The organism is Chitinophaga eiseniae, assembly GCF_900167135.1.
Taxonomy (GTDB): domain Bacteria; phylum Bacteroidota; class Bacteroidia; order Chitinophagales; family Chitinophagaceae; genus Chitinophaga; species Chitinophaga eiseniae.
In genome coordinates, this window is sequence record NZ_FUWZ01000003.1 from 544,280 (window position 1) to 570,321 (window position 26,042).

Annotated in this window: 21 protein-coding genes; 11 read left to right on the forward strand and 10 right to left on the reverse strand. The window is 50.8% G+C overall.

The features are described from left to right. The first annotated feature begins 14 nt into the window (after positions 1–14). On the forward strand, positions 15–1,142 hold the full coding sequence (locus B5D63_RS21170) for an aminotransferase class V-fold PLP-dependent enzyme (RefSeq protein ID WP_078670836.1): 1,128 nt from the start codon (positions 15–17) through the stop codon (positions 1,140–1,142). On the opposite strand, the gene B5D63_RS21175 is transcribed toward B5D63_RS21170, so the two are convergent. The 4 genes from B5D63_RS21175 to B5D63_RS21190 form a co-directional block, all read right to left on the reverse strand. After that, entirely contained in the window at positions 1,143–1,538 is a 396-nt protein-coding gene (locus B5D63_RS21175) for a DUF1634 domain-containing protein (protein WP_078670837.1), read from the reverse strand. It abuts the gene before it with no gap. A 9-nt stretch (positions 1,539–1,547) separates the two neighbouring features. After that, positions 1,548–2,381: a sulfite exporter TauE/SafE family protein gene (locus B5D63_RS21180; protein ID WP_078670838.1), complete on the reverse strand. Its 834-nt coding sequence runs from the start codon at positions 2,379–2,381 to the stop codon at positions 1,548–1,550. An 11-nt stretch (positions 2,382–2,392) separates the two neighbouring features. Next, positions 2,393–3,046: a FadR/GntR family transcriptional regulator gene (locus B5D63_RS21185; RefSeq protein WP_078670839.1), complete on the reverse strand. Its 654-nt coding sequence runs from the start codon at positions 3,044–3,046 to the stop codon at positions 2,393–2,395. A 187-nt stretch (positions 3,047–3,233) separates the two neighbouring features. Beyond that, entirely contained in the window at positions 3,234–4,067 is an 834-nt protein-coding gene (locus tag B5D63_RS21190) for an aldo/keto reductase (protein WP_078670840.1), read from the reverse strand. Between the two features lie 557 nt (positions 4,068–4,624). On the opposite strand from B5D63_RS21190, the gene fusA reads away from it, so the two are divergent. Then, a complete protein-coding gene (gene fusA, locus B5D63_RS21195; RefSeq protein WP_078670841.1) occupies positions 4,625–6,673 on the forward strand; it encodes an elongation factor G in 2,049 nt (682 codons plus the stop codon). 43 nt (positions 6,674–6,716) lie between these two features. Here fusA and B5D63_RS21200 read toward each other — a convergent pair whose 3' ends face one another. Together B5D63_RS21200 and dusB are read right to left on the reverse strand one after the other, a co-directional pair. Continuing rightward, the gene (locus B5D63_RS21200; RefSeq protein WP_078671345.1) at positions 6,717–8,984 is read right to left on the reverse strand and encodes a hypothetical protein; all 2,268 of its coding nucleotides are present in this window, start codon (positions 8,982–8,984) and stop codon (positions 6,717–6,719) included. 177 nt (positions 8,985–9,161) lie between these two features. Continuing rightward, complete coding sequence (gene dusB, locus B5D63_RS21205; RefSeq protein ID WP_078670842.1) at positions 9,162–10,199, reverse strand: tRNA dihydrouridine synthase DusB; 1,038 nt, start codon at positions 10,197–10,199, stop codon at positions 9,162–9,164. Between the two features lie 273 nt (positions 10,200–10,472). Between dusB and B5D63_RS21210 the strand changes: the two genes are divergently transcribed. The 5 genes from B5D63_RS21210 to B5D63_RS21230 are packed head-to-tail and all read left to right on the forward strand — an operon-like array spanning position 10,473 to position 16,593. After that, a complete protein-coding gene (locus tag B5D63_RS21210; protein WP_078671346.1) occupies positions 10,473–11,852 on the forward strand; it encodes a mercuric reductase in 1,380 nt (459 codons plus the stop codon). Positions 11,853–11,895: 43 nt separating this feature from the next. Beyond that, positions 11,896–12,858, forward strand: coding sequence for an ABC transporter ATP-binding protein (locus B5D63_RS21215; protein ID WP_078670843.1), 963 nt, complete (start codon positions 11,896–11,898; stop codon positions 12,856–12,858). Continuing rightward, on the forward strand, positions 12,845–14,413 hold the full coding sequence (locus B5D63_RS21220) for an ABC transporter permease/substrate-binding protein (RefSeq protein ID WP_078670844.1): 1,569 nt from the start codon (positions 12,845–12,847) through the stop codon (positions 14,411–14,413). The genes B5D63_RS21215 and B5D63_RS21220 overlap by 14 nt, the downstream gene beginning before the upstream one ends. Positions 14,414–14,425: 12 nt before the next feature. Next, positions 14,426–15,574, forward strand: coding sequence for an ergothioneine biosynthesis protein EgtB (gene egtB, locus B5D63_RS21225; protein WP_078670845.1), 1,149 nt, complete (start codon positions 14,426–14,428; stop codon positions 15,572–15,574). 23 nt (positions 15,575–15,597) lie between these two features. Continuing rightward, positions 15,598–16,593, forward strand: a complete 996-nt coding sequence (locus tag B5D63_RS21230) for an L-histidine N(alpha)-methyltransferase (RefSeq protein ID WP_078670846.1) — start codon at positions 15,598–15,600, stop codon at positions 16,591–16,593. Here the strand turns inward: B5D63_RS21230 and B5D63_RS21235 are convergent, their stop codons facing one another. Further along, complete coding sequence (locus tag B5D63_RS21235; RefSeq protein WP_078671347.1) at positions 16,594–17,070, reverse strand: DinB family protein; 477 nt, start codon at positions 17,068–17,070, stop codon at positions 16,594–16,596. It lies immediately after the preceding gene. A 12-nt stretch (positions 17,071–17,082) separates the two neighbouring features. Further along, complete coding sequence (locus B5D63_RS21240; RefSeq protein WP_078670847.1) at positions 17,083–17,517, reverse strand: DUF2867 domain-containing protein; 435 nt, start codon at positions 17,515–17,517, stop codon at positions 17,083–17,085. Between the two features lie 273 nt (positions 17,518–17,790). Between B5D63_RS21240 and B5D63_RS21250 the strand changes: the two genes are divergently transcribed. Further along, positions 17,791–20,493 carry a carboxypeptidase-like regulatory domain-containing protein gene (locus tag B5D63_RS21250; protein ID WP_078670849.1) on the forward strand — a complete coding sequence of 901 codons (2,703 nt, stop codon included), beginning with the start codon at positions 17,791–17,793 and terminating at the stop codon, positions 20,491–20,493. On the opposite strand, the gene B5D63_RS21255 is transcribed toward B5D63_RS21250, so the two are convergent. Continuing rightward, positions 20,487–21,398, reverse strand: coding sequence for a DsbA family protein (locus B5D63_RS21255; protein WP_078670850.1), 912 nt, complete (start codon positions 21,396–21,398; stop codon positions 20,487–20,489). The genes B5D63_RS21250 and B5D63_RS21255 overlap by 7 nt on opposite strands. Positions 21,399–21,569: 171 nt before the next feature. Then, positions 21,570–22,433, reverse strand: a complete 864-nt coding sequence (locus B5D63_RS21260) for an OmpA/MotB family protein (protein ID WP_078670851.1) — start codon at positions 22,431–22,433, stop codon at positions 21,570–21,572. A gap of 286 nt (positions 22,434–22,719) precedes the next feature. Between B5D63_RS21260 and B5D63_RS21265 the strand changes: the two genes are divergently transcribed. The 3 genes from B5D63_RS21265 (at position 22,720) to B5D63_RS21275 (ending at position 25,883) form a co-directional block, all read left to right on the forward strand. After that, entirely contained in the window at positions 22,720–23,745 is a 1,026-nt protein-coding gene (locus B5D63_RS21265; RefSeq protein WP_078670852.1) for a LacI family DNA-binding transcriptional regulator, read from the forward strand. Positions 23,746–24,006: 261 nt separating this feature from the next. Continuing rightward, entirely contained in the window at positions 24,007–25,092 is a 1,086-nt protein-coding gene (locus B5D63_RS21270; RefSeq protein WP_159456109.1) for an SGNH/GDSL hydrolase family protein, read from the forward strand. Positions 25,093–25,214: 122 nt separating this feature from the next. Then, positions 25,215–25,883, forward strand: a complete 669-nt coding sequence (locus B5D63_RS21275; protein ID WP_159456110.1) for a DUF1349 domain-containing protein — start codon at positions 25,215–25,217, stop codon at positions 25,881–25,883. The last annotated feature ends 159 nt before the right edge of the window (positions 25,884–26,042 follow it).

The following is a 26,042-nucleotide window of genomic DNA, read 5'->3' on the forward strand; positions in this document are numbered from 1 at the left end:
AATAGTATAGAAAGATGGAAGCCAGCAATCACAAATGGGAACAGATAAGAGCCGATTTCCCGGTGTTCAGTAAATATACCTACCTCTTCACCAATGGTGGCGGCCCGGTGAGCAAACCGCTGGTGACAAAAGCAACAAAGTTACTGACCGATCTGAGTGAGCAGGGCCGAGGGGTCATGTCTTCCTGGGACCCGGAAGTGCAACAAATCCGCGCGGCTTTAGCCGGTGTTGTGAATGCATCTCCTTCGGAGATGGCCTTCATCACCAATACCGCCCAGGCCATGGGACTGCTGACGGGCATGTTCCCTCAAACGTTTGAAATCCTCACCATGAAAGATGATTTCCCCACCAGCTTCGTACCATGGATACATCACGGGCATCCCGTACGCCTGGTGCAGCCGGAGGCTAACGGCGCCCTGCCCGTCAGCGCTATCGAACAACAAATCACTTCCAATACCCGCATACTGATCCTCAGTCACGTGATGTTCCGCTCAGGCTACCGCCACGATCTGGCAGCCATAGGCGCTTTATGCAAAAAACATGGATTGATACTGATCGTAGATGCCACCCAATCATTCGGCATCAATGAAATAGATGTAAAAGCCTGTAATATCGATATTCTTATTTTCCACACCTACAAATGGGCAGCAGCCGGTTACGGCGCCGGCGGCATGTACGTATCTCAGCAAATACTGGAAAAATATCCGCCTAAAACAATGGGCTGGTACAACGTGACCTATCCTAACCCGGACTTTGATATCACGCAGGACTATACGCAGTTTACACCGAAAAAGGACGCCACCGTATTTGAACAGGGCACACCGGCCTTCCTTAATATCCTGCTGCTGGGCGAAGCCCTGCGGTATCTCGAAACCATCGGCATTGCAGACATTAACCACTATATACAAACGCTGATCTCCTACCTGCATCAACAGGCAAGGGCGCACCAGGTCGAAGTGCTCTCTGATTTCGATCCACCGCATCTTTCATCGATACAACGGCTGAAGATATCACCGGAACAAAACCAGCGGCTGGTACAACACAACGTGATGGCCCGCTATAAGAACAATATGCTCACGGTGGCGCTCAACTTCTATAACAACAAAGCCGATATCGACGCCCTTTTTGCCGTGCTGCAATAACTATATTTTCAGGCCGCCGAACATACTGAAGAGAATAATGCCTAACACCACCAGCGTGATCACCACGTACATCCTGTCTTTCTCCACGGCGAAACCAATGAGGGAAAAGCAGATGCGGAGAATGGGCGTCGCCAGTAGTACCAGGGCACCGAACTGTATGATGGCAGAAGGTTTGAAGGTCGTCAGTCCGTGGAAGATGCCACTGAACGTCGTGTATTCTTTTCCTTCCCCGGTAAACGTACCATAATCGGGAATACTGTCCGCCCCGTGTTTGGCCAGGTAAAAGATACCGCCCACAAAAGCAATGGCGCTGGCCGTGATCACGCCGGTACGCAGCACCTGTCCAACCAGTAAAGCAATGTCTCTGTCGCCGGTGAGTGTTTTAATAAGTTTCATGGTCTGTGTTTAAAACTGGTGATGTAATCCGTTGTAGATCATTTCCAGCGCCACAAAAGAAATGGCCGCGCAAAAAATGTAACGCAACGTTTTGGGGTTCATCACAGTGAGCAATCGTGCACCGGTAAAAGCACCGCCCAGAACACCCAGCACCACCGGGAAAGCGATGCCCGGATCTATATAGCCGCGCTGCAGGTACACAACAGCACTGGCTGCCGCCGTAACGCCGATCATAAAATTGCTGGTCGTGGTGCTGACCTTAAACGGTATCTTCATCGCGCTATCCATAGCCAGCACTTTCAGCGCGCCGGAGCCAATGCCCAGCAATCCGGACAGGACGCCAGCCAGCAGCATGATGGAAAAACCACCACCAATATTTTGCAGCTTGTAGGATACCTCACCCTGCGGCGTAGGATAACTGCCGTTCAGTTTTAAAACGTAAGACAAGCGGCTGCCTTCCTGCAAAGCATGTTCATGTTTCTTGCGGACGGTCATCAGCGCAGAAAAAATCAGCACCACGCCAAAGAGGACCGCGATGGTGTTGGTCGGCGTAAAGACCGCTATCAGCGCCCCTCCTACCGCCCCTAATGTAGTAGCGATCTCCAGGAACATGCCCAGCCGCACGTTGGTGATGCCCTCTTTGATATAAGCCGATGCCGCGCCGGACGAATTGGCGATGGAAGCCAGCAGCGCCGCCCCGATAGCGTAACGGATATCTACATGAAATACCAGCGTCAGTAACGGGATAACGACCACCCCGCCGCCCAGCCCTGTCAGGGAGCCCAGAAGGCCCGCCACGTAAGCACCTGCCAGGAGTATCAGGCTGAAAATAAGTATGTTCATCTGTCAGAATTTTAGTAGTTGTTGTCCAGGATATCTTCCATGGCCTGCCGTGATAACTTCACGTTACCGCTTTTAACAGCTTCATACAGCTGTTCATGCAGATGATGGCTGATCGCAAAATGACTGATGCTTTCTGTGTCCCGCTTGGCAAAGAAGTCGCGGATCACAGCGGTGAAGCTGCGATAGAGGTCCGCCAGCACATGGTTACCGCTGGCTTTGGCGATAGCCGTATGAAACGCGATGTCCGCTTCCATACACTCCCGGTACTGCTGCTCCAGGATCGCCTTTTTACGCAGGTCGAGGTATTTTTTCATTTCTGTCAGCGACGCCCTGGTATGATGCTGCGCCGCCAGCTTCACGATTTCATAGTCCAGCATGCGCCGTACCTGGTTGATCTCTTCAAAATCCGCACGCCGCAACCGCTGGTCCAGCGACTCTGCCTGCACCGTCTCACTCACATACGTGCCCGATCCCTGCTGCACACGCAATACGCCCGACATGGCAAGTGTTTTTATCGCCTCCCGGATAGTGGAACGCCCCACGGCGTACTGCACCATCAGCTCAGGTTCTGTCGGTATCTTCTGCCCGGGTTTATAAATCCCCTGTGAGATGTCTTTCTGGATAGCGTTGATGACGCGGTTGGAAAGTTTCGATGTCTGGTCCATCAATTTCAAAATTTGAAAATTTGAAAATTTGAAAATTCAGAAATTTGAAAATTCAGAAATTTTAACAAAGGTATGATGTTTTAATAAACATCTGACGTTTCAAAAGAAAAAAAATAAAAAGCCGCCTCTGCTGTGAAGAGACGGCTGGATACAAGCATGATCCGTATGCTTACAATCGATAAAGATCTTAGAAATTAAAATTGTCCGGGTCTGGGCCCATTCTTTCGCCGCGGTCCAGCGCATCCATCGCCGCCACATCTTCCGGGGAGATCTCAAAACCAAAAATCTCCGCATTGGAGATGATACGTTGCTGTTGGACGCTTTTCGGGATCGTTACCACGCCTTTCTGTAAATCCCAGCGCAGCACCAGCTGCGCTACGGACACACCGTACTTTTCTGCCAGCTGCTGCAGCTCCGGCACTTTAAACGCCTTGCCCTGCATCAGCGGGCTCCAGGCCTGGTATTGTATATGGTGCTGACCGCAGAAGTCGAGCAGTGATTGTTGCACGAGATAAGGATGAAACTCCAGTTGGTCTACCATCGGCAATATATTAGCGCTCTGGAACAGATCTTCCAGGTGATGCTGCAGAAAATTGCTGACACCGATAGCTTTTACACGGCCATCTGCATATAGTTTTTCCATAGCCCGCCAGGTTTCTTTATACTTTCCCTTTACCGGCCAATGGATCAGGTAAAGGTCCAGGTAATCTGTCTTCAGTTTTTCCAGTGAAGCGTCAAATGCTCTCAGCGTACCATCATAACCCTGATCGGCATTCCATACTTTACTGGTGATAAAAATATCTTTTCTGTCTGCTTTATTATTGGCTACCGCTGTACCTACCCCTTCTTCATTTTCATAAATCGCTGCGGTATCAATGTGCCGGTAACCTGCATCCAGCGCATAAGTTACGGCATCTATCACTTCCTGTCCGTCATTGGTCTGCCACACGCCCAACCCGAAATAAGGCATCTTTACGCCGTTAGCCAGTTGCACAGTGCCTGTAAGATCTGTAATATTCATTCGTTTAAATTTTATCATAAAAGGATAATACAAAAGTACAGCCTGTCCGTCGAACGCTATCGGTACAATCCTGCGAATTTTCTGTACAAATAGAAGACAATCTGCACCGTATTTTGTTCACATCAGAAATATAGTTATCTTTGCATCGCAAAATTCACCTGCACCAAAAAGAGATGAAACAGACCTTAAAATATCAGGCAAACAGGAAAAACGATTCCGTTATCAGAGCGGTAATTGCAAGTACCCGTATTGTCTTTATTCAAGACGGGGAGGCAGATCCAACCCGGATATAAGAGGTATCATCAATGAAATAACTCCCATTATCATATTGGAGGCCTCTTCATCCGAAGAGGCCTTTTTATTTTGTCTCCCCTGCGCCATTGCGGCTCCGTTTTTACATACGGTAAAAGATCACTGCCTTCTAAAAGTATTGATCACAACCATCACTGTATACATCCGGCCACACCGGTAATGTCTGGCATGCTGTTGCCATAACGCAACACCCCTCATTACCGTATGAGAGGCCTTTCTATTAAAATTTTCAAAGAAGAGATTATATGAGACAATTGTCCCGATTCAGAAATATAGGTATCATGGCGCATATCGACGCCGGTAAAACAACACTTACGGAAAGAATGCTGTATTACACCGGTCTCACACATAAACTGGGTAATGTAGATGACGGTAACACCATGATGGACACAGATCCGCAGGAAGAAAAACGGGGCATCACCATCTCTTCCGCCGCGATCACCACGTACTGGAACTACGCGGACGACAAATACCAGATCAACATTATCGATACGCCCGGCCACGTGGATTTTACAGCCGAAGTAGAACGTTCCCTGCGCGTGCTCGACGGCGCTGTAGCGGTGTTCTGCGCCCGCTCCGGCGTACAGCCGCAATCCGAAACGGTATGGCGCCAGGCCAACCATTACAACGTGCCGCGTATTGTGATGATCAATAAAATGGACCGGCAGGGAGCCGACTTCCAGCGGGTAGTGGCCGAAATACGGGAACGCCTCAACGCCAACGTTATTCCGCTGCAACTGCCCATTGGGCAGGAAGACAGCTTCACAGGCGTGATAGACCTTGTCCGCATGAAAGCACTGCTCTGGCATGACGACGACGGTAAACTGTTTGAAGAAACAACCATCCCCGGCCATCTGCTGGAAGCCGCCATGCAGGCCCGCAGGAATATGCTGGAAGAACTGTCCCTGTTGTACGAACCATTGCTGGAACAATATACCGGCACACCAGACAACGTCAGCGAAGAAATGATCATAGCAGCAATGCGCTACGCTACGCTCAATATGCTGGCGGTACCGGCCCTGGCCGGCGCCGCATACAGGAACAAGGGCATACAGCCCCTGCTCGATGCCGTAGCGGCCTATCTGCCATCACCGGAAGATATCCCGGTGGTACATGCCGCCGATCCGGATTCAGGAGATGCCATTACCATACCGGCTACCCCGGAATCAACAGTAGCCGGACTGGCCTTCAAAATTATGGTCGATGACTACGTAGGCAGATTGACGTTAGTACGCGTATACGCAGGTGTTTTACGCACCGGCGACATGCTCTGGAACAGCCGGTCCGGCCGTACCGTCCGCATCAGCCGCCTGCTGCGTATCATGTCTGACAAGTTTGAACCGGTGAACGAAATAGGCGCCGGAGACATCGGCGCGGTGGTAGGACTGAAAGATGTTAAAACCGGAGATACACTGTCCCATCCGGACCATCCCGTGCTGCTGGAACGCATCAGCTTCCCCGAACCCATGATCGGCTACGCAGTGGAAGCCAAAGCGGCCAAAGATGCCGATAAGCTGGGCGAAGCGCTGGCAGCGCTGCTGGATGAAGATCCAACCCTGTCCGTAGAAGTAGACAAAACCTCCGGCCAAACCATCCTCAAAGGCATGGGCGAACTGCATCTTGAAGTGGTGCTGGAAAAACTGGCCACAGCATACCAGCTGCAGATCAACAAAGGGGCGCCGCAGATTGCGTACAAGGAAATACTCACGCAGGCGGTCACCCATCATGAGGTGTTAAAAAAACAAACCGGCGGCTCGGGCAACTTTGCAGACATCACGTTTGAAATGTCGCCCCGGGAAGACGGTCAACCGGGACTGGAATTTATTAACGACATCAAAGGCGGCGCCATTCCGAAGGAGTTCATCCCTTCCATCAGCAAAGGCTTTGAAGCCGCAATGAAAACCGGTCCGCTCAAAGGATACCCGCTTCATGCCATGCGCATCCGGTTACTCGATGGTAAAATACATACCAACGACTCCCACGCGCAGGACTTTGAACAGGTGGCCATGATCGCCTTCCGCAATATCGCGGGCCAGGCAGGCCCGCGTATGCTGGAGCCGGTCATGTCGGTGGAAGTCACCACGCCGGAAGAATACACCGGTGCGCTCACCGGCGATCTCAACAGACGCCGTGGCGTGATCCGGCACATGGAAATCAAAAACAATGTACAGGACATCACCGCCAGTGTGCCGCTGGCAGATCTCTTCGGATATGTGACCACCCTGCGTACGCTCTCCTCCGGAAGGGCCAACGCCGCTGTCACTTTCGAAACCTACCAGCCGGTCAGCCGCTGATGCCTGTTCTAACTAAAAGGGTGCCCCGATAGAGGGCACCCTTTCAATATCCTGGCGCCTTTTTCAACAGTATTGGCGGTCGACTGCTCCCCTGGGTCACTTCATACAAATTCCAGGTATCGGCCACTTTGCCGGGTTTCAGCTTCCAACTCCTCGCAAGATCTGCCAGCAACGTTTTTATCCAGCGCGGAAATGCATTGGCGGCACGCGCATCTTCCCAGGTACGGATCACTTTGAAAATAGCTTCTTTCTGCGGGCAACGCTCCACATCCTGCTGGTTCAGCTTCAGGCTGTAAGTGGTTCCCACGCCTACGGAAATAGCTTGTATGTGCTCATATTGCGCCGGCGTAGACGTTGCCGTAATGGGAAAGTTTCCTCCCATCCCTACCGGAAAAAAATTGGCATAAGTTACGTCACGAAGATCTTTTCCCTGGCTGGTAGTACTTCCCCATTCCCTCGTATCCACGTCATACAGGTTTTTTCCTCCGCCAACATTCCAGATACTCTGGTAGTGCCATGAACCTTCCGACAACGTAGCACCGGTAAAACGGATGTAGGGTACGCCCTGCGCCTTTGCATGTTCAAACATCTTCCGGAAAAAACGTTTCACTGAGTAATAACCATGACCGTTATTGAACAGGAACTCCTGTCCGTCAAAATCATAGTAAGCCAGACCATTGATCTTGCAGATATCCGCATAGTGTTTCGCTATTTCATCCTGCAACTGCATATTGGGGATCACGCCATCATAGCCATAATTGACCGTAACCTGCAGCTTGCAGATCGTATCGCCGGCTGCGTGGTCCGCCGGCGTTGTATTCCAGTAGCCGCGTTTTACCTGTAACAACCGGTATGGCGGAGCGTCCGATACTCCCAGGTAATGAATCAGCTCTTTACCGATCTTTATCATATTCAGGTTTTCGCAATGCCCTTCCCAGCTGGCTATTTCCCCCAGGTGCGCCGGGTCATTGACCGTAATGATGGTATCGGTCGGACCAATCTTTGCAGCAAGCAGTCGTTTTTGCTGGCAACAAAGACTGTCGCTCGGAACAGGACTGGCATCTTGGGTGCCGGGCGCCAGGGAATTGGTAATAGGCGTTCTTCCGGTCAGGATGCCCTCCCGGGCCGCCAGCAAAGCAAATTCCTTGTGTGACTTATTACCCGCAGTCATTTTTATCGGCTTATTTTCGAAATGTTTTCCGTCAATATATCCGCCGTTGCCACGATCGGGCCTGAGAAATCCCTGGTCGTATAAACTGATCGCCTTCAATCCCAGCCGCGAGGCATAGGATATGATACTATCGTATAAACCACCACCGGTTAAAGCATCCGGTACAAAAGCCGCCGGGTCTTTTACCCATCTGCCGTTGATGGTAGGATAAGGTAGTTTTTCTTTCACCACTATCTCCCGGAGCACATCCAGGAGCGCCGTACTGTCCGGGCTTCCCCACAGCGCCACGGAAGAACCGACATAACCGACGCCCGGCAAAGGCTGTACGTCAATATGGTTGGGCTTATTGGCGGGCATATGCGGGATCAGGGAAAATAAAACTTCCCGCCTGCCGGACCGGTCCCTCGAATGGTAGGAAACAGCAATACGCCCCATGGTGTCCACCTGGGCCGCATCACCATACATGATACGGTACCAGGGCTCTTTATGTGCATAGAACGCTACGTCGCTGATGCCATCACCACCCAGGCTGAAGACCTGGCCTTCGTGCAGACTGTCAGGCAGGGGAAAGCGCCGCGCGTCCGGCGTATGAATAATATATTGAAACGGTGCGGCATCCCCTACTGTCGCTGAAGTTCCGCCCAGCGTATTGTCATCCAGTGCCAGCATTCCTATCGCATAGTTGACAGCGGCGCTGGTATCCCTGGCAACGCCAATGATCTCTCCCAAAAGATTATTGATGTTCGTATGATATGCTCCCCATTGAATACCCTCTATGTTTGTGGCAGGCGTCAGGGACAACAGTGTCAGTTTCAGGTACTTTGGTTGCTGCGTAAGGCGTATCTTCGCCTCCGATCCGTTGGAATAAACCAGCGACAATACTTTTCCTGCTGGCTGCCAGGTAGCTTTCACCGGCTCATAATACACCTTCTTTTTCCCGTCATACAGTTGCATCAGTGGTGAAGGTTTATCCGCCGGGCTAAACTCCCTGGCTGCTTTCACCGTGATGTTCTTCATGCTGGTGATATAACCACGCTTGTCAATACGGACCTTAAAATAGTTTGTCTGGAAATCCCATTGGGCCATTAAACAACCGGCGTACAGGGCTGCCAGCAAAGTCAGAAAAATTCGTTTGTGCATCATAGTTGCTTTATCTGTCCCGCTTTGGACGGATATGGTAAAGATGACCAAATAGTGGTATTACAGCAACAATAAATTTGACAAAATCCAATGTTATTTTTACCGGAGGCCTGAAAACAAAGAAGCTGCCTCATTGACGAGACAGCTTCGCTATGCTGGTATTTTTTCTTAAGTCCCTTATAACGGGCAGTTCTGATGATAGTCGATCATCTCGATGGGTGCTTTTTCAATTTCGATTCCTTTATAATATGCTTCTATTTCATCGAGCACCGTTTCTACTTCTTCCACCGTTTTGAGCGTCACCAGCCGGCTGCGGAATTCTTTGATATTAGGCAGTCCTTTGAGGTAGTTGGCATAACACCCGCGCATTTCGTTGATGCCTACCACAGGGCCTTTCCATTCCACTGAGAGGCGCAGATGCTTCTTACTCACGGCAATACGTTCTTCCAGCGTAGGGCCGGCCAGCAACTCGCCGGTTTTCACGTAATGTTTGATTTCGCGGAACAGCCACGGGTAACCGATGACAGCTCTTCCGATCATGATACCGTCTACCCCGTAGCGGTTTTTGTATTCCACCGCTTTCTGGGGAGAATTGATATCGCCGTTGCCGAAAATGGGGATATGGATGCGGGGGTTGTTCTTCACTTTTCCAATCAGGGTCCAGTCAGCCTCCCCTTTGTACATCTGACAGCGGGTGCGGCCGTGAATGGCCAGTGCTTTAATACCGACATCCTGGAGCCTTTCTGCCACCTCTTCAATGTTTTTGGTATCATCATCCCACCCCAGGCGTGTTTTAACCGTTACGGGCAGCTTTGTGGCCTTTACCACGGCATCGGTGAGACGTACCATCAGGTCGAGGTCCTTCAGTACCCCTGCACCCGCGCCACGGCCCGCTACCTTCTTTACCGGGCAACCGAAATTGATGTCCAGTAAATCGGGATGGGTCACATCCACGATTTTAGCAGCTAAAGCCAGGCTATCTTCGTCTCCCCCGAATATCTGGATGCCCACCGGCCTTTCATACTCGAAAATATCCAGCTTGCGGCGGCACTTGATCGCATCCCGGATCAAACCTTCACTTGATATAAATTCAGTATACATCAGGTCCGCCCCGGCATCTTTACAGATGGCACGGAAAGGCGGGTCGCTTACATCCTCCATGGGAGCCAGCAACAAAGGAAAATCGGGCAATGTTATGTTGTCAATCTTAACCAAAATCTGTATTTTCAGGAGCGCAAAGATACAGCATTTACTCCGGGCACAGCGTACAATGGATTCAAATGTTTGTCAAAAACACGTCTTGCAATCTCATTTAGGAATGAATATTGATCCGCATTTTCCGTTCATATCCGTAAAAAACCATTATCCAATGAAAACAAATAAATCATACATATCACGTCTTCATTTTCAATAACCTGGAAGAACCCAGGGCAGCCCCGGGGCAGGGAATCAAACGAAGCGCAACGCGATCATAAAACCATGAAGCTCATGCAGAAGTTCGACGCAATTGTAATCGGGTCCGGACAGGGCGGCAATCCCCTGGCGAAGAAAATGGCGGAGAAAGGATGGAAAACAGCACTGATAGAACAGCGGCAGCTGGGGGGTACGTGTATCAACGACGGTTGCACGCCTACCAAAACGATGATCGCCAGCGCAAGGATAGCTCATCTGTTGTCCCGCAGTGAAACATGGGGCGTTCCCAATCAGGGCTATACCGTTGACCTCCCCGCTATTGTAGCGAGGAAAAACAATGTGGTAGAGCAGTTCAGGAACAGCACCGCCAAAAGCCTGGAAAAAGCAGGCGTCACCATCCTGTATGGCACGGCGAGCTTCACCGGTGTAAAAACACTCTCTGTAGCACTGAATGATGGCGGCACGCAGGAACTCGCCGCTGAACATATCTTCCTTAACACCGGCGCAGCCCCTTATATCCCGGAGATACCCGGCCTGCGGGACGTGCCGTACCTTACTTCCACCACCTTACAGGATGAAGTAGTAGTCCCCCCTGAACTAATTATCCTTGGCGGCAGTTACATCGCGCTGGAAATGGGCCAGTTGTACCGGCGTTTGGGCAGCACCGTGACCATTCTGGAGAAAAGCCCGCAGCTGATGTCCAAAGAAGATCCCGACGTGGCGGCCGTCATCAAAAAAATACTGGAAGCAGAAGATATACAGGTGCTTACTTCCGCTACCACTGAAAAAATAACCGGCGGCAAGGACAACATACAGGTACAGATACAGACAGGCGGCAAATCCGCTGCCATCACCGGCACGCACCTGCTGGTAGCCACCGGGCGCCTGCCGCAGACAGCGGCGCTGCGGCTGGGAAAAACCAACGTTACCCTCGATGAAAAAGGATATGTACAGGTAAACGAGCAGCTGGAAACCAGTTGTCCGGGCATCTACGCCATAGGCGACGTAAAACCCGGCCCCGCCTTCACCCATATCTCTTACAACGATCACCTCCTGTTGTATAAAAACCTGTTCGAAGAAGCAGCACTCAGCATCAACACACGGCAACTTCCCTATTGTATGTTCACCGATCCGCAACTCGGCCGCATCGGCCTTTCTGAAACACGCGCGCGCCAGGAAGGGTACCCGGTGAAGGTAGCGCACCTCAGCATGGACAAAGCTGCAAGGGCCATCGAAACCGGTGAGACAGCCGGCTTCATGAAAGCGATCGTTCACGAACATACCGGTCAACTGCTGGGCGCCGCCATCATTGGTACAGAAGGCGGGGAAATCATGACCGTACTGCAAATGGCCATGCTCGGAGGTATAACGGCAACGCAACTACGGGATATGATCTTCGCCCACCCCCTGTATGCGGAATCTATCAATAACCTGTTCATGACACTGGAAAAATAAAGGTCAAACTGAGTATTATTTTCCCCACCACCGTCTGTATTTTATGATCAAAGTATCCCACGTCTCAAAAAGTTTCAGCCACGGCAAAAATGCGGTGAATGATCTGTCCTTTGAAGTCCAGCCCGGAGAAACACTCGTGCTCCTGGGCACCAGCGGCTGCGGAAAAACCACAACCCTCCGCATGATCAACCGGCTACTGATTCCGGACACAGGTGACATCTTTATCGGCGACAAAAATATCAATACCGAAACACCGGAAACCCTCCGCCGCAGTATGGGCTATGTATTGCAGAACACCGGTCTTTTCCCCCATTATACTGTACTTGAAAATATCGCGGTGGTGCCGCAGCTGCTGGGGTGGGACAAGACCCGCATCCACTCCCGCGCACTGGCCATCCTGGAAAAACTACGGTTACCGCCTGCCACCTACGGCGACGTATATCCGCAACAACTCAGCGGCGGGCAACAGCAACGGGTAGGACTGGCGCGCGCCCTCGCCGCAGATCCACCTATCCTCCTGATGGACGAACCCTTTGGGGCACTGGACCCTCTCACCCGCATCAGCGTCCGGAAAGAGTTTAAACTGCTCGATGAACTGAACAGCAAGACCATCATTCTTGTTACGCATGATGTGGAAGAAGCGTTTGAACTGGGCAACCGTATCTGCATCATGAACGAAGGGCGTATTCAGCAACTGGGCTCCGCCACGGAACTGCTGTTTAACCCTGCCAATGATTTTGTGCGGCATTTCCTCGATAAACAACGGCTGGAGCTGGAACTGAAATCGCTCCGGCTCCGCGACATATGGCCCTACCTGGACAGTGCCGGCGGCAGCACAGGCACCGCCCTGCCACCCGATACCAGCTGCTGGGACACGCTCGAACATCTCACGGGAAATAAAGCCGGCAGCATTTTGGACGGGCAAAACAAACACCTTGATGGAAACATCCTGATAACCGCCATTAACGCTTATAAAAAAACTGTCAGCCAGTATGGACACGCCTGAAACATTTATTGATTTTGTCCGGCAGCAGTCCGGTAAACTGCTGGAACAAACACTCACCCATACCGGCCTTACGTTTATCTCTGTATTGATAGCCGTTTGCATTGGCGTGCCTGCCGGCATCCTCATATCCCGCCGCAAAAAACTGGCCGGCCCCGTGCTCGGCATCACCGGCGTCCTGCAGACCATTCCCAGCATCGCCCTGCTTGGGTTTATGATCCCACTGCTTGGCATCGGCCCCAAACCGGCTATTGTAGCGCTGTTTCTCTATGCACTGTTACCGGTGGTGCGCAACACCTACACCGGCATCCTGGGCGTAGACCCCAATATTACAGAAGCAGCCACGGGCATGGGCATGAACACCAGACAACTGCTGCTGAAAGTACAACTGCCGCTGGCGATGCCCGTCATACTCGCAGGTATCCGCACCGCCACCGTCATCAATGTGGGCGTAGCCACACTGGCAGCCTATATTGCCGCCGGCGGCCTGGGTGAATTTATCTTCGGCGGCATTGCGCTCAACAATACCAACATGATGCTGGCAGGCGCTATCCCTGCCGCCTTGCTCGCTATCCTGTTCGACTGGGCGCTGTCACGCCTCCAGCGCGTTAATATGCGCAAAGCGAGGAAAATTGCGCTGGTACTACCCGTCATCCTCGTGCTGCTGTCTTCTTTTTACCTGCTGCCGGAAACGTACAGCAGTCGCCTCAAAGCCGGCTTCACACCCGAATTCATGGGCCGCAAAGATGGCGCTGTCGGCCTGCGGAACGTATACGGCCTTCAGCTGCGTACCCTCGTCATCAGCGATATGATCATGTATAAAGCAGCCTATGAAAAAAAGCTGGACGTGATCAGCGGCAGCAGCACCGACGGCCGCGTGAAAGCATTTGACCTCATAGTGCTGAAAGATGACAAACACATCTTCCCCCCCTATTACGCCGCTCCCGTGGTACGGCAGGCCGTTCTGGACAAATACCCCGAGCTGGCGCCGGCGCTGGACCAACTCTCTGGTACAATTAATGATAGCATCATGACGGAACTCAACTACCGGGTGGATTACCTCCAACAAAATCCTCAACAGGTAGCCAGAGATTTCCTCGTGTCGGCCGGGTTATGGCAACCAGCACGGAACGGCAGCAAAGGCAACATCCGTATCGGCGCCAAAATTTTTGGCGATGGCTATATCCTGGCGAATATGTACAAAATGCTGATTGAAGGCCACACCGATCTGAGCGCTACCACCAAAACAGGACTCGGCGGCACAAAAATCGTCTTCGACGCACTGGTCAACGATCAGATAGACATGTACCCGGAATATACCGGCACCGGCCTGCTGGTCATCCTGCAGGCGCCGCAAACCACCGTCGACAGTATCATAGGGGACAACAGGAAAGTGTACGACTACGTAAAGAAAGGATTTGCAGAAAAATACCAGGTACAATGGCTGCAACCCATTGGCTTTAACAATACCTACGCGCTGATGATGCGGCGGGAACAGGCTACCCGGCTACACATCAGCAGTATATCCGATTTGGCAACATATGTGCATCATCACTAACCACCAGTAGTCATGCAGTTGAAAAAAGATTATCTCACAGTACGGAAAAGAACAGAAGACATCTGCGCACCACTTAAAACGGAAGACTATGTCGTACAACCCGTAGCAGATGTCAGTCCACCTAAATGGCACCTCGGACACACCACCTGGTTCTTTGAGACGTTTATCCTGATACCTAACGCTAAAGGATACACGGAATTTGACCCGCAATATAATTTTGTGTTCAACAGCTACTACGAATCCGTAGGCGCCCGCGTTATCCGCACGGACCGCGGCAACCTGAGCCGGCCCGCCGTGGAAGACATCATGCGCTACCGCCGTCATGTAGACGAAGCCATGGAAACATTCCTCGGCACGGAACATACACCCGGGCTGCAGGCGCTCATTACGCTCGGGCTCAATCATGAAGAGCAACACCAGGAATTGTTATACACCGACATCAAATACATACTGGGACATAACCCGCTTTTCCCGGCCTATGACCCTGGTAAAACATCACCGGACACAACAAAAGCTGCCGGTTCATGGTTAGAGATGCAGGCAGGTGTTTATGAGATCGGGTTTTCGGGAAACGGATTCAGCTTTGACAATGAACTGGGACGCCATAAAGTATACCTCGGTGACTACAGCATCAGCGAAGCACTGGTTTCCAACGCGGAATACCTCGATTTCATTCAGGCAGGCGGATACCGCGACTTCCGCTACTGGCACGCGGAAGGATGGGACTGGGTGAAGAAAAACAACGTGGAAATGCCGATGTACTGGTACAACCTCAACGGCCAGTGGATGCATTACAACTGGCAGGGATTACAACCCCTCCTCCCCGATGCACCGCTGTGCCACGTCAGTTACTACGAAGCCGCCGCCTTTGCAGCATGGAAGGGCATGCGCCTGCCGACAGAATTTGAATGGGAAGCCGCCGCACCCCGGCTATCGTGGGGAGAGCGCTGGGAATGGACAGAAAGCGCCTATCTCCCCTATCCCGGCTTCACCAAAGCGCCCGGCGCCATCGGCGAATACAATGGCAAATTCATGATCAATCAGATGGTACTCAGGGGCGGCTCAGAAGTTACGCCCCCTCATCATAGCCGCATTACTTACCGCAACTTTTTCCATCCTTCCCTGCGATGGCAATTTACCGGTATCAGGCTGGCAAAATAGGCTTTCATCTAAAAAGACTGCGTATGCAAACCACTGTAATTCCAGACAATACCGTCCTTTGTAAAAGGAAACCGGTAACCGGCACTTTTTATCAGGAAGTAATAAAGGGGCTCAGCGCACCGCAGAAATATCTGGACTCCAAGTATTTTTATGACGCGGAAGGCGACCGGCTGTTTCAACAAATTATGCAATGCCAGGAGTACTACCTCACCGGCTGCGAAATGAATATCCTCTCGGCCCGCTCGGCCGAAATAGCCGCCACCCTCGCCCTGCAGGCCTCCACCTTTGATGTGGTGGAACTCGGCGCCGGCGACGCGACCAAGTCCATCCACCTGCTGCGGCAGCTGCTGGCCAACGGAACAGATTTCACCTACTTCCCCATCGACATCTCCGCCAATGTGATCCGGCACCTCGAACAGCAACTGCCGGCCCAACTTCCGGACCTGCGGATGAAGGGGCTCAACGGTGAATACTTCGATATGCTGCAACAGGTCAATACCTACAGCCGCAAAAAGAAAGTAGTGCTGTTTATGGGCGGCAACATCGGCAATTTCAATCCCGCCGCTGCGCACAATTTCTGCCTTGAGCTCAGGAACTACCTGTCTCCCGGCGACCTGCTGCTGACCGGCTTCGACCTCAAAAAAAATCCACAGGTGATCCTCCGGGCTTATAATGACACCGCCGGTATCACCCGCGCCTTTAACTTCAACCTGCTCACACGCATCAACAAAGAGCTGGGCGCCGATTTCGACATCAACAGGTTTGAACACTATCCCACTTACGACCCGGGCACCGGCGCGTGCAAAAGTTATCTCATCAGCCTGGAAAAACAACAGGTAAAAATCGGCCAGGACGCGGTGATCAGCTTCGAAGCCTTCGAACCGCTGTACATGGAAATCTCACAGAAATATGCGCTGGAAGAAACAAACCAGCTGGCACTGGAAACAGGCTTCCAGCCCGTCGCCCGTTTCCTCGATGACAGGAAATGGTTTATGGATGCTCTCTGGAAAAGAATATAATTACTTCCAGGCGTTCAGCAACCGCCGGACAGCGATGATCTCACCGGTATGGTAACTGGTATGGTCCGCTATCAGCACCGCCTCCCGGAAAAGATGCTGCCCGTCGCCGTACGGAAAAGGCGTAAACAAATCCGCCTCCGGCGCTTCCAGCAACTCAATAAAAGCATGGGTGTCGGCCTTTATCTGCTCCAGGCTCTTCTGCCAGACATGATCATTGGCCGGCGCCGGTGATTTGGGCCAGTAGCCTTCCGGCCAGCGTGGCGACTTATAATCCGCGTCCCGGCTAAACTCCAGGATATCTGCCTGTGCGATCCGGATATGTTCCACCAGTTGCCAGATACTGTAAGGCAGCCTGTCCGGTACCACGCCCCGCAGTTCCGCCGGCAGGCCCTTCACCGCTTCAGCAAAACTTACGTGTGCGTGCGCTTTTAATAACAGGTCTTTCAGCGTTTTAACGATCTCCTTTTTGATGTCCATAAAAAACATAGTTTAAATGAGTTGACGGATCATTCCCGGAAATATAAACCCATGAAAGGGTAACATGCTATACCAATACAATTTTCCTGCTAAACCGGTAGCCCTGAAAGAGGCCGTTTGCACCAGGTACTCCCCCGCTATCCTAAACTCCAGCCAGGCTTCCCCCGGCAACTTCATCTCTGCCACCAGCAATAGCCTGCCGGCTTCCCGGTCCGCCACCTGCACCCGCCATACGTCCAGGTAATCTCCCTCCCGCAGATCTGACGGATGCCTGCGGCCCCTCCGGAGCCCCGGCCCTCCCGCCAGCTCGTCCATATAACCACGCATCCGCCACATCCAGTCTCCATAATACCAGCCGCGCTTCCCCCCGATGGCCCATATCCGCCGCAATGTCCGCTCCCTGTCTGCTATCTTCACCCTGCGTTGGTCTTCAAAATACTTTGTCATTCTTTAAATAATTTTATCACCTTTGCCCTCACCCTCACTGCCGTTACGCGAATTTAGATAAACAACCATTTGTAAATCCCAAAATTTCACTTTGTTAACCGACTGTCGATAACAATCGCTTAACAACTGTTTACGAAATTGAATTTCGCCAATCATCCGCACAAGTGCGAACTTAGACCCAATGCAAGCATCTCCGGCCGCCAACTTAGTGCGGTTGACACCAAAATCTTATAACCCACAATATATTCACTTCCACATGTACAGGAAAATCTAATGCAGGTCACTACAACCGGATCCAGCCAGATCAAGCGGTATCTGTTACTATTCTTTCTGGGATGTTGTGCCTGCTCAAAGCTCCACGCACAACATACTATCAAAGGAACTGTCTATCAGAAAGACACCAGGAAAACGCTAACCGGCGCCGCCGTATTGCTTTATGACGAGAAAGCCCGTATAAAAGCACAAACACAGTCAGATGAACACGGCAATTTCATCATTAACAATATACAGGTCGGATTCTACCGGCTGCTGGTCAGCTTTATGGGCAATCGCACAGAAATGATCCCCGTAGAAATCAACGGCAGGGTAAAAACCCTCACCTTCAGTTATATCCAGCTGTCCCCCAGCATCAGTCTCAGCAGGGTGGATGTAAAAGCAGACCGGCCGCTGATGTCTATCCGCAAGGATACTATCGAATTTAATGCCGGTGAACTGCCCTCCCTGCCCAATGCCAATATGCACGAACTCATCGAAAAAATTCCCGGGCTCACCATGGATGAAAACGGGAACCTCTTTTACCTGGGTGCGCCCATCAAAGAACTGTTCATCGACGGCCGTTCCCTGTTGCAGAACATGTCCAGTGCCAAAAGGGTCATGGAAATACTGAAAGCCGACCTGGCAGATAAAATCCAGATATCAGACAAAAAAAATGTCGCCGGGATCACCGAACCCGGCAAAAACGAGAAAGTACTCAACATTGTCGTGAAAGACGAAATGAAAAAAGGCGTCCGCGGCACCGTTACCGCCGGCTACGGCACACATGACCGCTACAATGCCGGCACCACTTTCAACCTCTTTCGCAAAAAAATCACCGTGCTCGGCGATGTTCTCGCCAACAACAACAATACCCAAAGCGACGCCGGGACCAACTATACCGTCAGTTTCAACGGCTTCAATCAACAGGGGACCAATAAAATATTTAACTTCAGCACCTACACCACCCTCGAGGTCAGTAAGAAAATAAAGCTGACGGTCAACCTGAGACACCAGGAGCAGGACATGACCAGCAATGACTTACAGGAACGGGAAAACATCCTTGCAGGCGGCAGCACGTTCTACCACAGCAATACGCAAAATCATCAGATCAACAAACTGAACGGCGGTATCATGTTTATGGAAATACAACCTGATATCAACAACAAAATTATTGTGGCGGCCAATGTGATCAGGGAGAGCAAAGAAGTATCTAAAAACCGGCTGTACAACACCACCGGCAGCCGCATGGACACGATCAACAGCGGCATACTCAACACCAATGACAGCGCCGTCAACAAAACACTGGATGGCAACATCAGCTACTCCCATAAATTCGGAAAAACAGGCAGAATACTGTCTTTGAATGCCGGCATGAAAAATGGCTGGCAGTATAGTTATCAGCTCAACTACAGCCAGAACAACGTCTTCCATCCGCTAACCAGCGCCGATACCATCGACCAGCGTGTTGATCCCAAAAACAAAGTCCGGAACATATTGCTAAGCGCCAGTTACAGCGAGCCGGTGGGAAAATACTGGGCATTGGCCATCAACTATGGCTACGAAAATCTCTTTACCCACAACCGGCAAAACACCTCCGATTTTAGTAGCTTCTCTCATAACTATGTCCCCAATGACTCGCTGACATATCGTTTCGACAGCAGGATTGTCAACCATACGGTAAAACCATCCCTCACCTACAACAAGGGAAAAGTGATGATTGTCGGCTCCGCCGGTCTGTCTCTCAACACCCTGACCAGCAACAACCACACATCAGGGGAAAAGTTCGTCAGACATACCACTTACCTGGACCGGGCGCTGAATGTGGCTATCAAGCTGGACCCGTATAAGACCATTATGATTAATGCAAACGGCATAACCATGCCACTGCCGGCACAGATGTTATGGCCGGTAAACAATAACAGTAACCCGCTGTATGTACAACTCGGTAATCCGGACCTGATCAATGCGTTTATCAATACCCTGTCCGTCTCATATTTCTCCAATAGTATTAAAGGCGTAGCATTTGCGCACAACCTTGAAGGACGGTACTTCCAGCATTCCTTCTCCAATGCTGTATTTACTGACTCCCTGGGCAGACAGGTAACCAAACCGATCAATGTCTCCGGCAACTGGGGCATTGTTGATAATAATATGCTGGGCTTCCGGTTCAAACATCCGGGCATCACTGTCAATTATAATGCTGCCTTTGACTACAACAGGGTACTTTCACAAATCAATGGCCGCGATAACATCAGTAAAAAAATCTCCATCCTGCAATACATTGCCACCTCCTATAACTGGAGAAAAACATTGGAGCTAACAGCCAAGCTGGGCCTTGATTACCAGGGAAATATGCTTTCCCTCCAAGGCGATTATTACACAGACTATATCCAGTACAGGCTTACCTTCAATGCAAATGCATGGCTGCCGCTGGATTTCAATATCGGCTCCAGCATTCAGTACACTAAAAATACAGATGCAGGCGCACAATTTACCTTGCTCAATGGATGGGTCGGGAAAAGTTTCCTGGCCAGCAAAGCGCTGACAGCGAAGTTTTATGCCTTTGACCTGCTAAGACAAAATAAAAGCGTGGTGGCTTTTTATGGCACTACCTATCGGGAAAGGCTGGAAACCACCAACCTCTCCCAATACTTTATGTTCAGCCTCACTTATTCCTATGGTCGCAAGGGCGGCAAACATCCGTTACCGCCGGCTCACTGACAACGCAGCCACAAAGCCCCGCCGCCGGCGAGGGTTACTTCCAGGCTTCCGTCCCGGCAGAATGCTTCCAGTTGTTCATAGGCTGCTTCCATACTCAGGTCATTCAGCACCGCATATTCTCTGGTCGTCAGCGTAGGGAAATAAGAGAAAGTGTCCAGCCCATGCAGATAGGCACGTGCCTGCGCTCCGGGGAAAAGTTTATGCAGGGTGGTGGTAAATACCGTATAGGGTTTGGCGCCATATACCAGTTCTTTATTGCCGGCGGCATTGATCATAAATACCGACGGAAAACCGCGTACGCCCATCTGTGCACGCAGCTGCAGGTCCTGCTCAAACAACGCCGGTGCGGTGCTTTCAAAGTCCTGCTGTAATCTGGCTGCATCCAGCTGTGCGTAAGCGGCAGCGGCCAGTACCGGTTCCGGGCGGCAAATATTTTTTTTCTGCAGGAATAACATTTCGCGCAGGCGGCGCAGGAAAATCACAGCCTTGTGTTCATCCTGCAGCTGTGCCGCCTTAAACCAGATAGAGGGCGGATAAGAGGACGGCAACGGGTCTTCCAGCCATACGCCGCCATCTATAGGCATCTGGTAATGCCCGCTCACTTCTTCCCAGTGATGGGCCACATCGGACGGACCGCTGATACCTCCGGAGTTATAGACTTCCCACGATGGCAGCAGCCCTCCCATATGATAACGGATATCCAGCAGATGGCCATACTCCAGTTTTAACCGGCGCCATTGTGGTTCAATACCCCAGCAGGTGGAGCAGATCGGGTCCGTAAAATAAATCAGCTGCAACGGCTTGTCAGTAGGCAAGGTGTCAGGTCTCCCGCCAGCGGCGGCACTGGTGGCGCCCGGAATCTCGCATACGCCGGTCTCCGGGTCACAGAATAAAGGTTCTCTCATACGATAAAAATATTTACGGATTTCGGGATTTACGGATTTTGAAATTTTTGGAATTTAAACAGGTAGATCATTTGACATAATCTTCGCTATACATACCAAAAATTTCAAAATCCGTAAATCCCAAAATCCGTAAATCCAATAATTAAATAACAAAATATCTAAATATCCAAATTAGTTACCCGCTGGTTTTTCCAGTAATTTGAAGAACTGGTCCAGCTGCGGCAGGATCACGATCCGTGTTCTGCGGTTGGCGCCACGTCCTTCCGGTGTATCGTTGGACGCTACCGGTTGGTATTCGCTGCGTCCGGCGGCGGTCATACGGGCAGCCGGTATCTGGTATTGGTTCTGCAGGATACGTACTACAGATGTCGCTCTCTTCACACTCAGGTCCCAGTTGTCGAGCAATACATTCGGACGGTAAGGCACATTGTCGGTATGGCCTTCCACCATAAACTCGATATCAGGCTGGGCGATGAGCACCTTGGCTACTTTACCCAGTACTTCTTTCGCACGTTCTGTTACGTCATAGCTACCACTCTTAAACAGCAGTTTATCGGAAATATCGATATATACCACCCCTTTTTCTACCTTGATGTTGATGTCCTTGTCATCCATGTTACCGATGGCGCCTTTGAGGTTCATCACCAGCTGCATGTTGAGGGAATCCTTACGGGCAATGGCAGACTGCAGGTCTTTGATATACGCGTCTTTCGCTCCGATGTTGTCGAGTGACTTCTTGATGCTCTCCGCCTGTGCATTGGATATTACGGACAACTCTTTCAGGTGGTCCAGCATCTGCGAGTTGTTGGTTTTCAACTGTGTCTGTTGTTCCTGCATGTTGTCCATCTTGTCTTTGTAGGCAGCTGCTGCCCTCGCGGCTTCTTCTTCACATTTTTTACGCTGGTTCTCTGTTGCCCTGTAGAGACTGTCCAGGCGGGCGTATCTTGCTTCAGATTCCCTCAGTTTTCTGGGTGCTGAGCAGGAAGCCATAATGGTAATCAGTGCCACAGGTAAGGCTAAGTATCCTATCCTCATAAAATAGATTTTAAATAAAACTAATCTAACAAATAAAATATATTAAAAATGGCAGAGGTACAATGGAGGATGCACGAAAGTAACAAATAACAAGCCGAAGAATACAAAGCGGAAAGAATTCGCATCCGATTGCATTAAACTACTTTTTCATATCTTCATTTAATCCGTGTAAATTCAATTCGTTAAACGAACCCATAAAAAAAAGTTAATATTATTCAATAACTAAGTAACTTGGCAACGAAGCGCATATTGCTGCATCTATTTTCCATTAATTGCTGTAAAATGTATGAGAAAGGTGGTTTCTTCGGGTCAACCAACAATAAAGGAAATTGCAAAAAGGCTGAATATCTCTGTATCTACTGTATCAAGGGCATTGCATGACCATCACAGTATAGGATTGAGGACCAAAGCCCGCGTGAAAGCGCTGGCGGCAGAACTGAATTATGAGCGTAACCAGACTGCGGTTTACTTTCAACAGGGTAAAACTTTTACTATCGGTATCCTGTTGCCCGAACTGTCTGAAGCCTTCTTCTCCAGCGCCATCAGCGGCATCGAAGACACCGCCTACAGCAATAACTACACGGTACTGCTGGGCCAGTCGCACGACGACGAAGCCCGGGAAAAGCAGATCATCCAGAGCATGAAACAACACCGGGTAGATGGTTGTATCGTGTCTATCGGAAAAAATACCCGCAACTACGATCATTTTGAAATGCTGCGCCAGGCACGCATTCCGGTAGTATTCTTTGACCGGGTGCCGGACCTGCATGACATCCATGCCGTTTCCTGTAACCTGGAATCCGGCACCATACAGGCAGTGGATTTTCTGCTGAAAAAAGGACACCGCGTTATCGGGATGATCAACGGCCCGGAGCAGCTCGTGGCCAGCAAAGAAAGGGCTACCGGCTATATCAAGGCACTACGCAAACACCGGCTTAAATACGACCCCGAACTGATCGTTAACGCTGATCTCACCGCTGCCGGCACCGACAGCGCCATGGAATACCTGTTATCGCTGAAAAGGAAAGTTACCGCTGTCGTTACGTTCAACGACTACGTGGCCATGGATGCGGTACAATATGCACTGAAAAGAAAACTGGAAATAAATAAAGACATTACTTTTGTATCTTACGCCAACACACCGGTCAGCGGGTATACAGCTTTCCCACCGGCAGCGTCCGTAGAACAGTTCCCCTATGAGCAGGGGCAGGCTGCTACCAATATGCTGCTGTCGCTGCTGAATGGAGAACATCCGCTCAACGACTATACCAATACCATTATGGAATCACGCCTGGTGATTCATGACCGGTAAAAACCAGTCCGCTTTGGCGATAACCCTGCCACAGTAGGATACCGTGGCACAGGCTTATCGACCTCATTGTTCGCTGTTCTGTTATTGCTGCTTGGAGCTAAATCTATTTTCTGTAATTGCACCACTATTTTAGAGAATTCTTTTCATATTCCGTGTACGCAAACGCTTGCGTTATCCGCGCAAGCGTTTGCGTAAAGGCGTTAAAACATGCATTTCTCTCTCTTTTCCTGTATCTTGTCCGGTGCTAATCAATCATCACGTATGAAGAACAAAACGATGCTATCCCTGATGGCACTGCTGATGTACTGCGGCAGCCTCTTTGCACAAACACCCGCTCTTGTTTACCACGATGCCATGACGTTCCCGGTGATCGGTAAATATCACACCGAACCCAACTACAACCGGCTGCCGGCTAAGTATGAAAAAACAGTCAGGCCCGCTGTATGGGCGCTAAGCCGCAATAGCGCCGGCGTCGCCATCCGGTTCCGTACCAACGCCACCACCATCGCCGCCCGCTGGAAAGTGCTCAACAACAACGCCATGAACCATATGACCGCCACCGGCATCAGAGGCCTCGACCTCTACGCGCTGGTCAATCAGCAATGGCAGTTCGTTAACAGCGCCATCCCCGGCAACGATGCCCGCTCCGAAAAAACGATCCTCAAAAAGGGCGACGGCGCCTGGCGGGAATATGTACTCTTCCTTCCACTGTATGACGGCGTGGATTCCCTCTCCATCGGCGTGAATACAGGCGCTGACATAACACCACCGCAGCAATCCCTGCTGATGGACAAAAAACCAATCGTCTACTATGGCAGCAGCATCGCCCAGGGCGGGTGCGCCTCCCGCCCCGGCATGGCCTACACCAACATCCTCGTCCGCCAGCTGCAACGCCCTATTATCAACCTCGGCTTCAGTGGCAACGGTATGTTTGAAACCGCTGTAGGCGAAGCCATCTGTGAAACAGACCCTTCACTCATTGTCATCGATTGTAATCCGAATACTTCACCGGAACTGATCCATGAACGCGCCGTGAAACTGGTAGAACAAATACGCGCCTGTAAACCGCAAACACCGGTGTTGCTGGTGGAGAACTACCTGTATGAACATGCTTACTTCGAAAAAGATATTCATGATATCGTCTTCCGCAAAAGAGCGGAACTGAAAAAAGCCTACAACGACCTGAAAAAGGCAGGTGTCAAAAATCTGCACTACATCAGCGGCGAAGGCTTTCTCGGCGCCGATCACGAAGGCACAGTGGACGGCGTACACCCCACCGATGTAGGCATGGAACGCTTCGCCGCCCATATCCTCCCTACCCTTCGTAAACTGACGAAAGGACTCTAAACACTGCAACCGCCTGACTATCACACACATCAATTTCCCGGGGTTACCACCCGGGGAAATTTATCGTTTCTTCATTTTTTAGTTTATATATTGGACGCCAGTATTTATTTAAAACCACGATAGTGAAAAAGAAACTCTTTGTGCTCGGTAGCCTGGTCCTGGCATTTTTCAGCGCTGTAGCCAACCCGGCAGACAGCGTCCGGATCAAAGGCATACCCTATCCCTGTAGCTGGATCAACACACCGAAAAATTTTAATGCGGCTGCAGACAGCCTCTCCATCACCGCCGGACAAGGCTCTGATTTCTACAACTACCCCGGCGGCAACTACAACATCGCCACCGCTCCCATCCTGGTGTTTAAGCCGGACGAGAACTTTGTGCTGACCGCTAAAATCAAGGTGGACTTCAAAAAAACATACGACGGCGGCGCCATCTATGTCATGGTGGACTCCACCCAGTACATCAAATTCCTCTTTGAAAACAGCCACTATGGCAAACTTGCAATCTGCTCCGGCGTCACCAACACGTATACGGACGACAGCAACAATGCCATCACCACTAAAAACGAAGTGTATTTCAGGCTGGCGAAATCAGGAAATATGTTCGGGCTTTTTTATTCGCTCGAAGGAAAAAACTGGGAAGCTGTGCGACTCGTCAACTTTGTGCCGAAAGCGCCTATCCGGGTAGGCTTCTCCTCCCAGTCCCCGCTGGGAGAAACCTGTACCAGCACTTTCTCGGAGATCGTATACACGCCGGGAGTGTTTAAAGATGCTAAAACAGGCGGTATGTAGTCTCGCAAAGAAGCAAAGCAGCAAAGCACGCAAAGATTTTTTAAGATTAAAATAAGAAAGCAAAGGGGCGGAGATCAAATTTGATCCCCACCCCTTTGCTTTTCTTTAGTCGCTCCTCTATAGTCTTTACTTTCTTTGTCTTCTTTGCTGTCTTTATTT

Excerpts from the sequence above, each read along its gene's own strand:
- B5D63_RS21220 (WP_078670844.1), top strand. The coding sequence starts at position 12,845 with ATGGACACGCCTGAAACATTTATTGATTTTGTCCGGCAGCAGTCCGGT.
- B5D63_RS21185 (WP_078670839.1), bottom strand. The coding sequence starts at position 3,046 with ATGGACCAGACATCGAAACTTTCCAACCGCGTCATCAACGCTATCCAG.
- B5D63_RS21200 (WP_078671345.1), bottom strand. The coding sequence starts at position 8,984 with ATGCACAAACGAATTTTTCTGACTTTGCTGGCAGCCCTGTACGCCGGT.
- B5D63_RS21270 (WP_159456109.1), top strand. The coding sequence starts at position 24,007 with ATGAAGAACAAAACGATGCTATCCCTGATGGCACTGCTGATGTACTGC.
- B5D63_RS21230 (WP_078670846.1), top strand. The coding sequence starts at position 15,598 with ATGCAAACCACTGTAATTCCAGACAATACCGTCCTTTGTAAAAGGAAA.
- B5D63_RS21175 (WP_078670837.1), bottom strand. The coding sequence starts at position 1,538 with ATGAAACTTATTAAAACACTCACCGGCGACAGAGACATTGCTTTACTG.
- B5D63_RS21255 (WP_078670850.1), bottom strand. The coding sequence starts at position 21,398 with ATGAGAGAACCTTTATTCTGTGACCCGGAGACCGGCGTATGCGAGATT.
- B5D63_RS21260 (WP_078670851.1), bottom strand. The coding sequence starts at position 22,433 with ATGAGGATAGGATACTTAGCCTTACCTGTGGCACTGATTACCATTATG.
- B5D63_RS21190 (WP_078670840.1), bottom strand. The coding sequence starts at position 4,067 with ATGAATATTACAGATCTTACAGGCACTGTGCAACTGGCTAACGGCGTA.
- B5D63_RS21170 (WP_078670836.1), top strand. The coding sequence starts at position 15 with ATGGAAGCCAGCAATCACAAATGGGAACAGATAAGAGCCGATTTCCCG.
- B5D63_RS21240 (WP_078670847.1), bottom strand. The coding sequence starts at position 17,517 with ATGACAAAGTATTTTGAAGACCAACGCAGGGTGAAGATAGCAGACAGG.
- B5D63_RS21265 (WP_078670852.1), top strand. The coding sequence starts at position 22,720 with ATGAGAAAGGTGGTTTCTTCGGGTCAACCAACAATAAAGGAAATTGCA.
- B5D63_RS21235 (WP_078671347.1), bottom strand. The coding sequence starts at position 17,070 with ATGGACATCAAAAAGGAGATCGTTAAAACGCTGAAAGACCTGTTATTA.
- egtB (WP_078670845.1), top strand. The coding sequence starts at position 14,426 with ATGCAGTTGAAAAAAGATTATCTCACAGTACGGAAAAGAACAGAAGAC.
- B5D63_RS21180 (WP_078670838.1), bottom strand. The coding sequence starts at position 2,381 with ATGAACATACTTATTTTCAGCCTGATACTCCTGGCAGGTGCTTACGTG.
- B5D63_RS21250 (WP_078670849.1), top strand. The coding sequence starts at position 17,791 with ATGCAGGTCACTACAACCGGATCCAGCCAGATCAAGCGGTATCTGTTA.
- B5D63_RS21210 (WP_078671346.1), top strand. The coding sequence starts at position 10,473 with ATGCAGAAGTTCGACGCAATTGTAATCGGGTCCGGACAGGGCGGCAAT.
- B5D63_RS21215 (WP_078670843.1), top strand. The coding sequence starts at position 11,896 with ATGATCAAAGTATCCCACGTCTCAAAAAGTTTCAGCCACGGCAAAAAT.
- fusA (WP_078670841.1), top strand. The coding sequence starts at position 4,625 with ATGAGACAATTGTCCCGATTCAGAAATATAGGTATCATGGCGCATATC.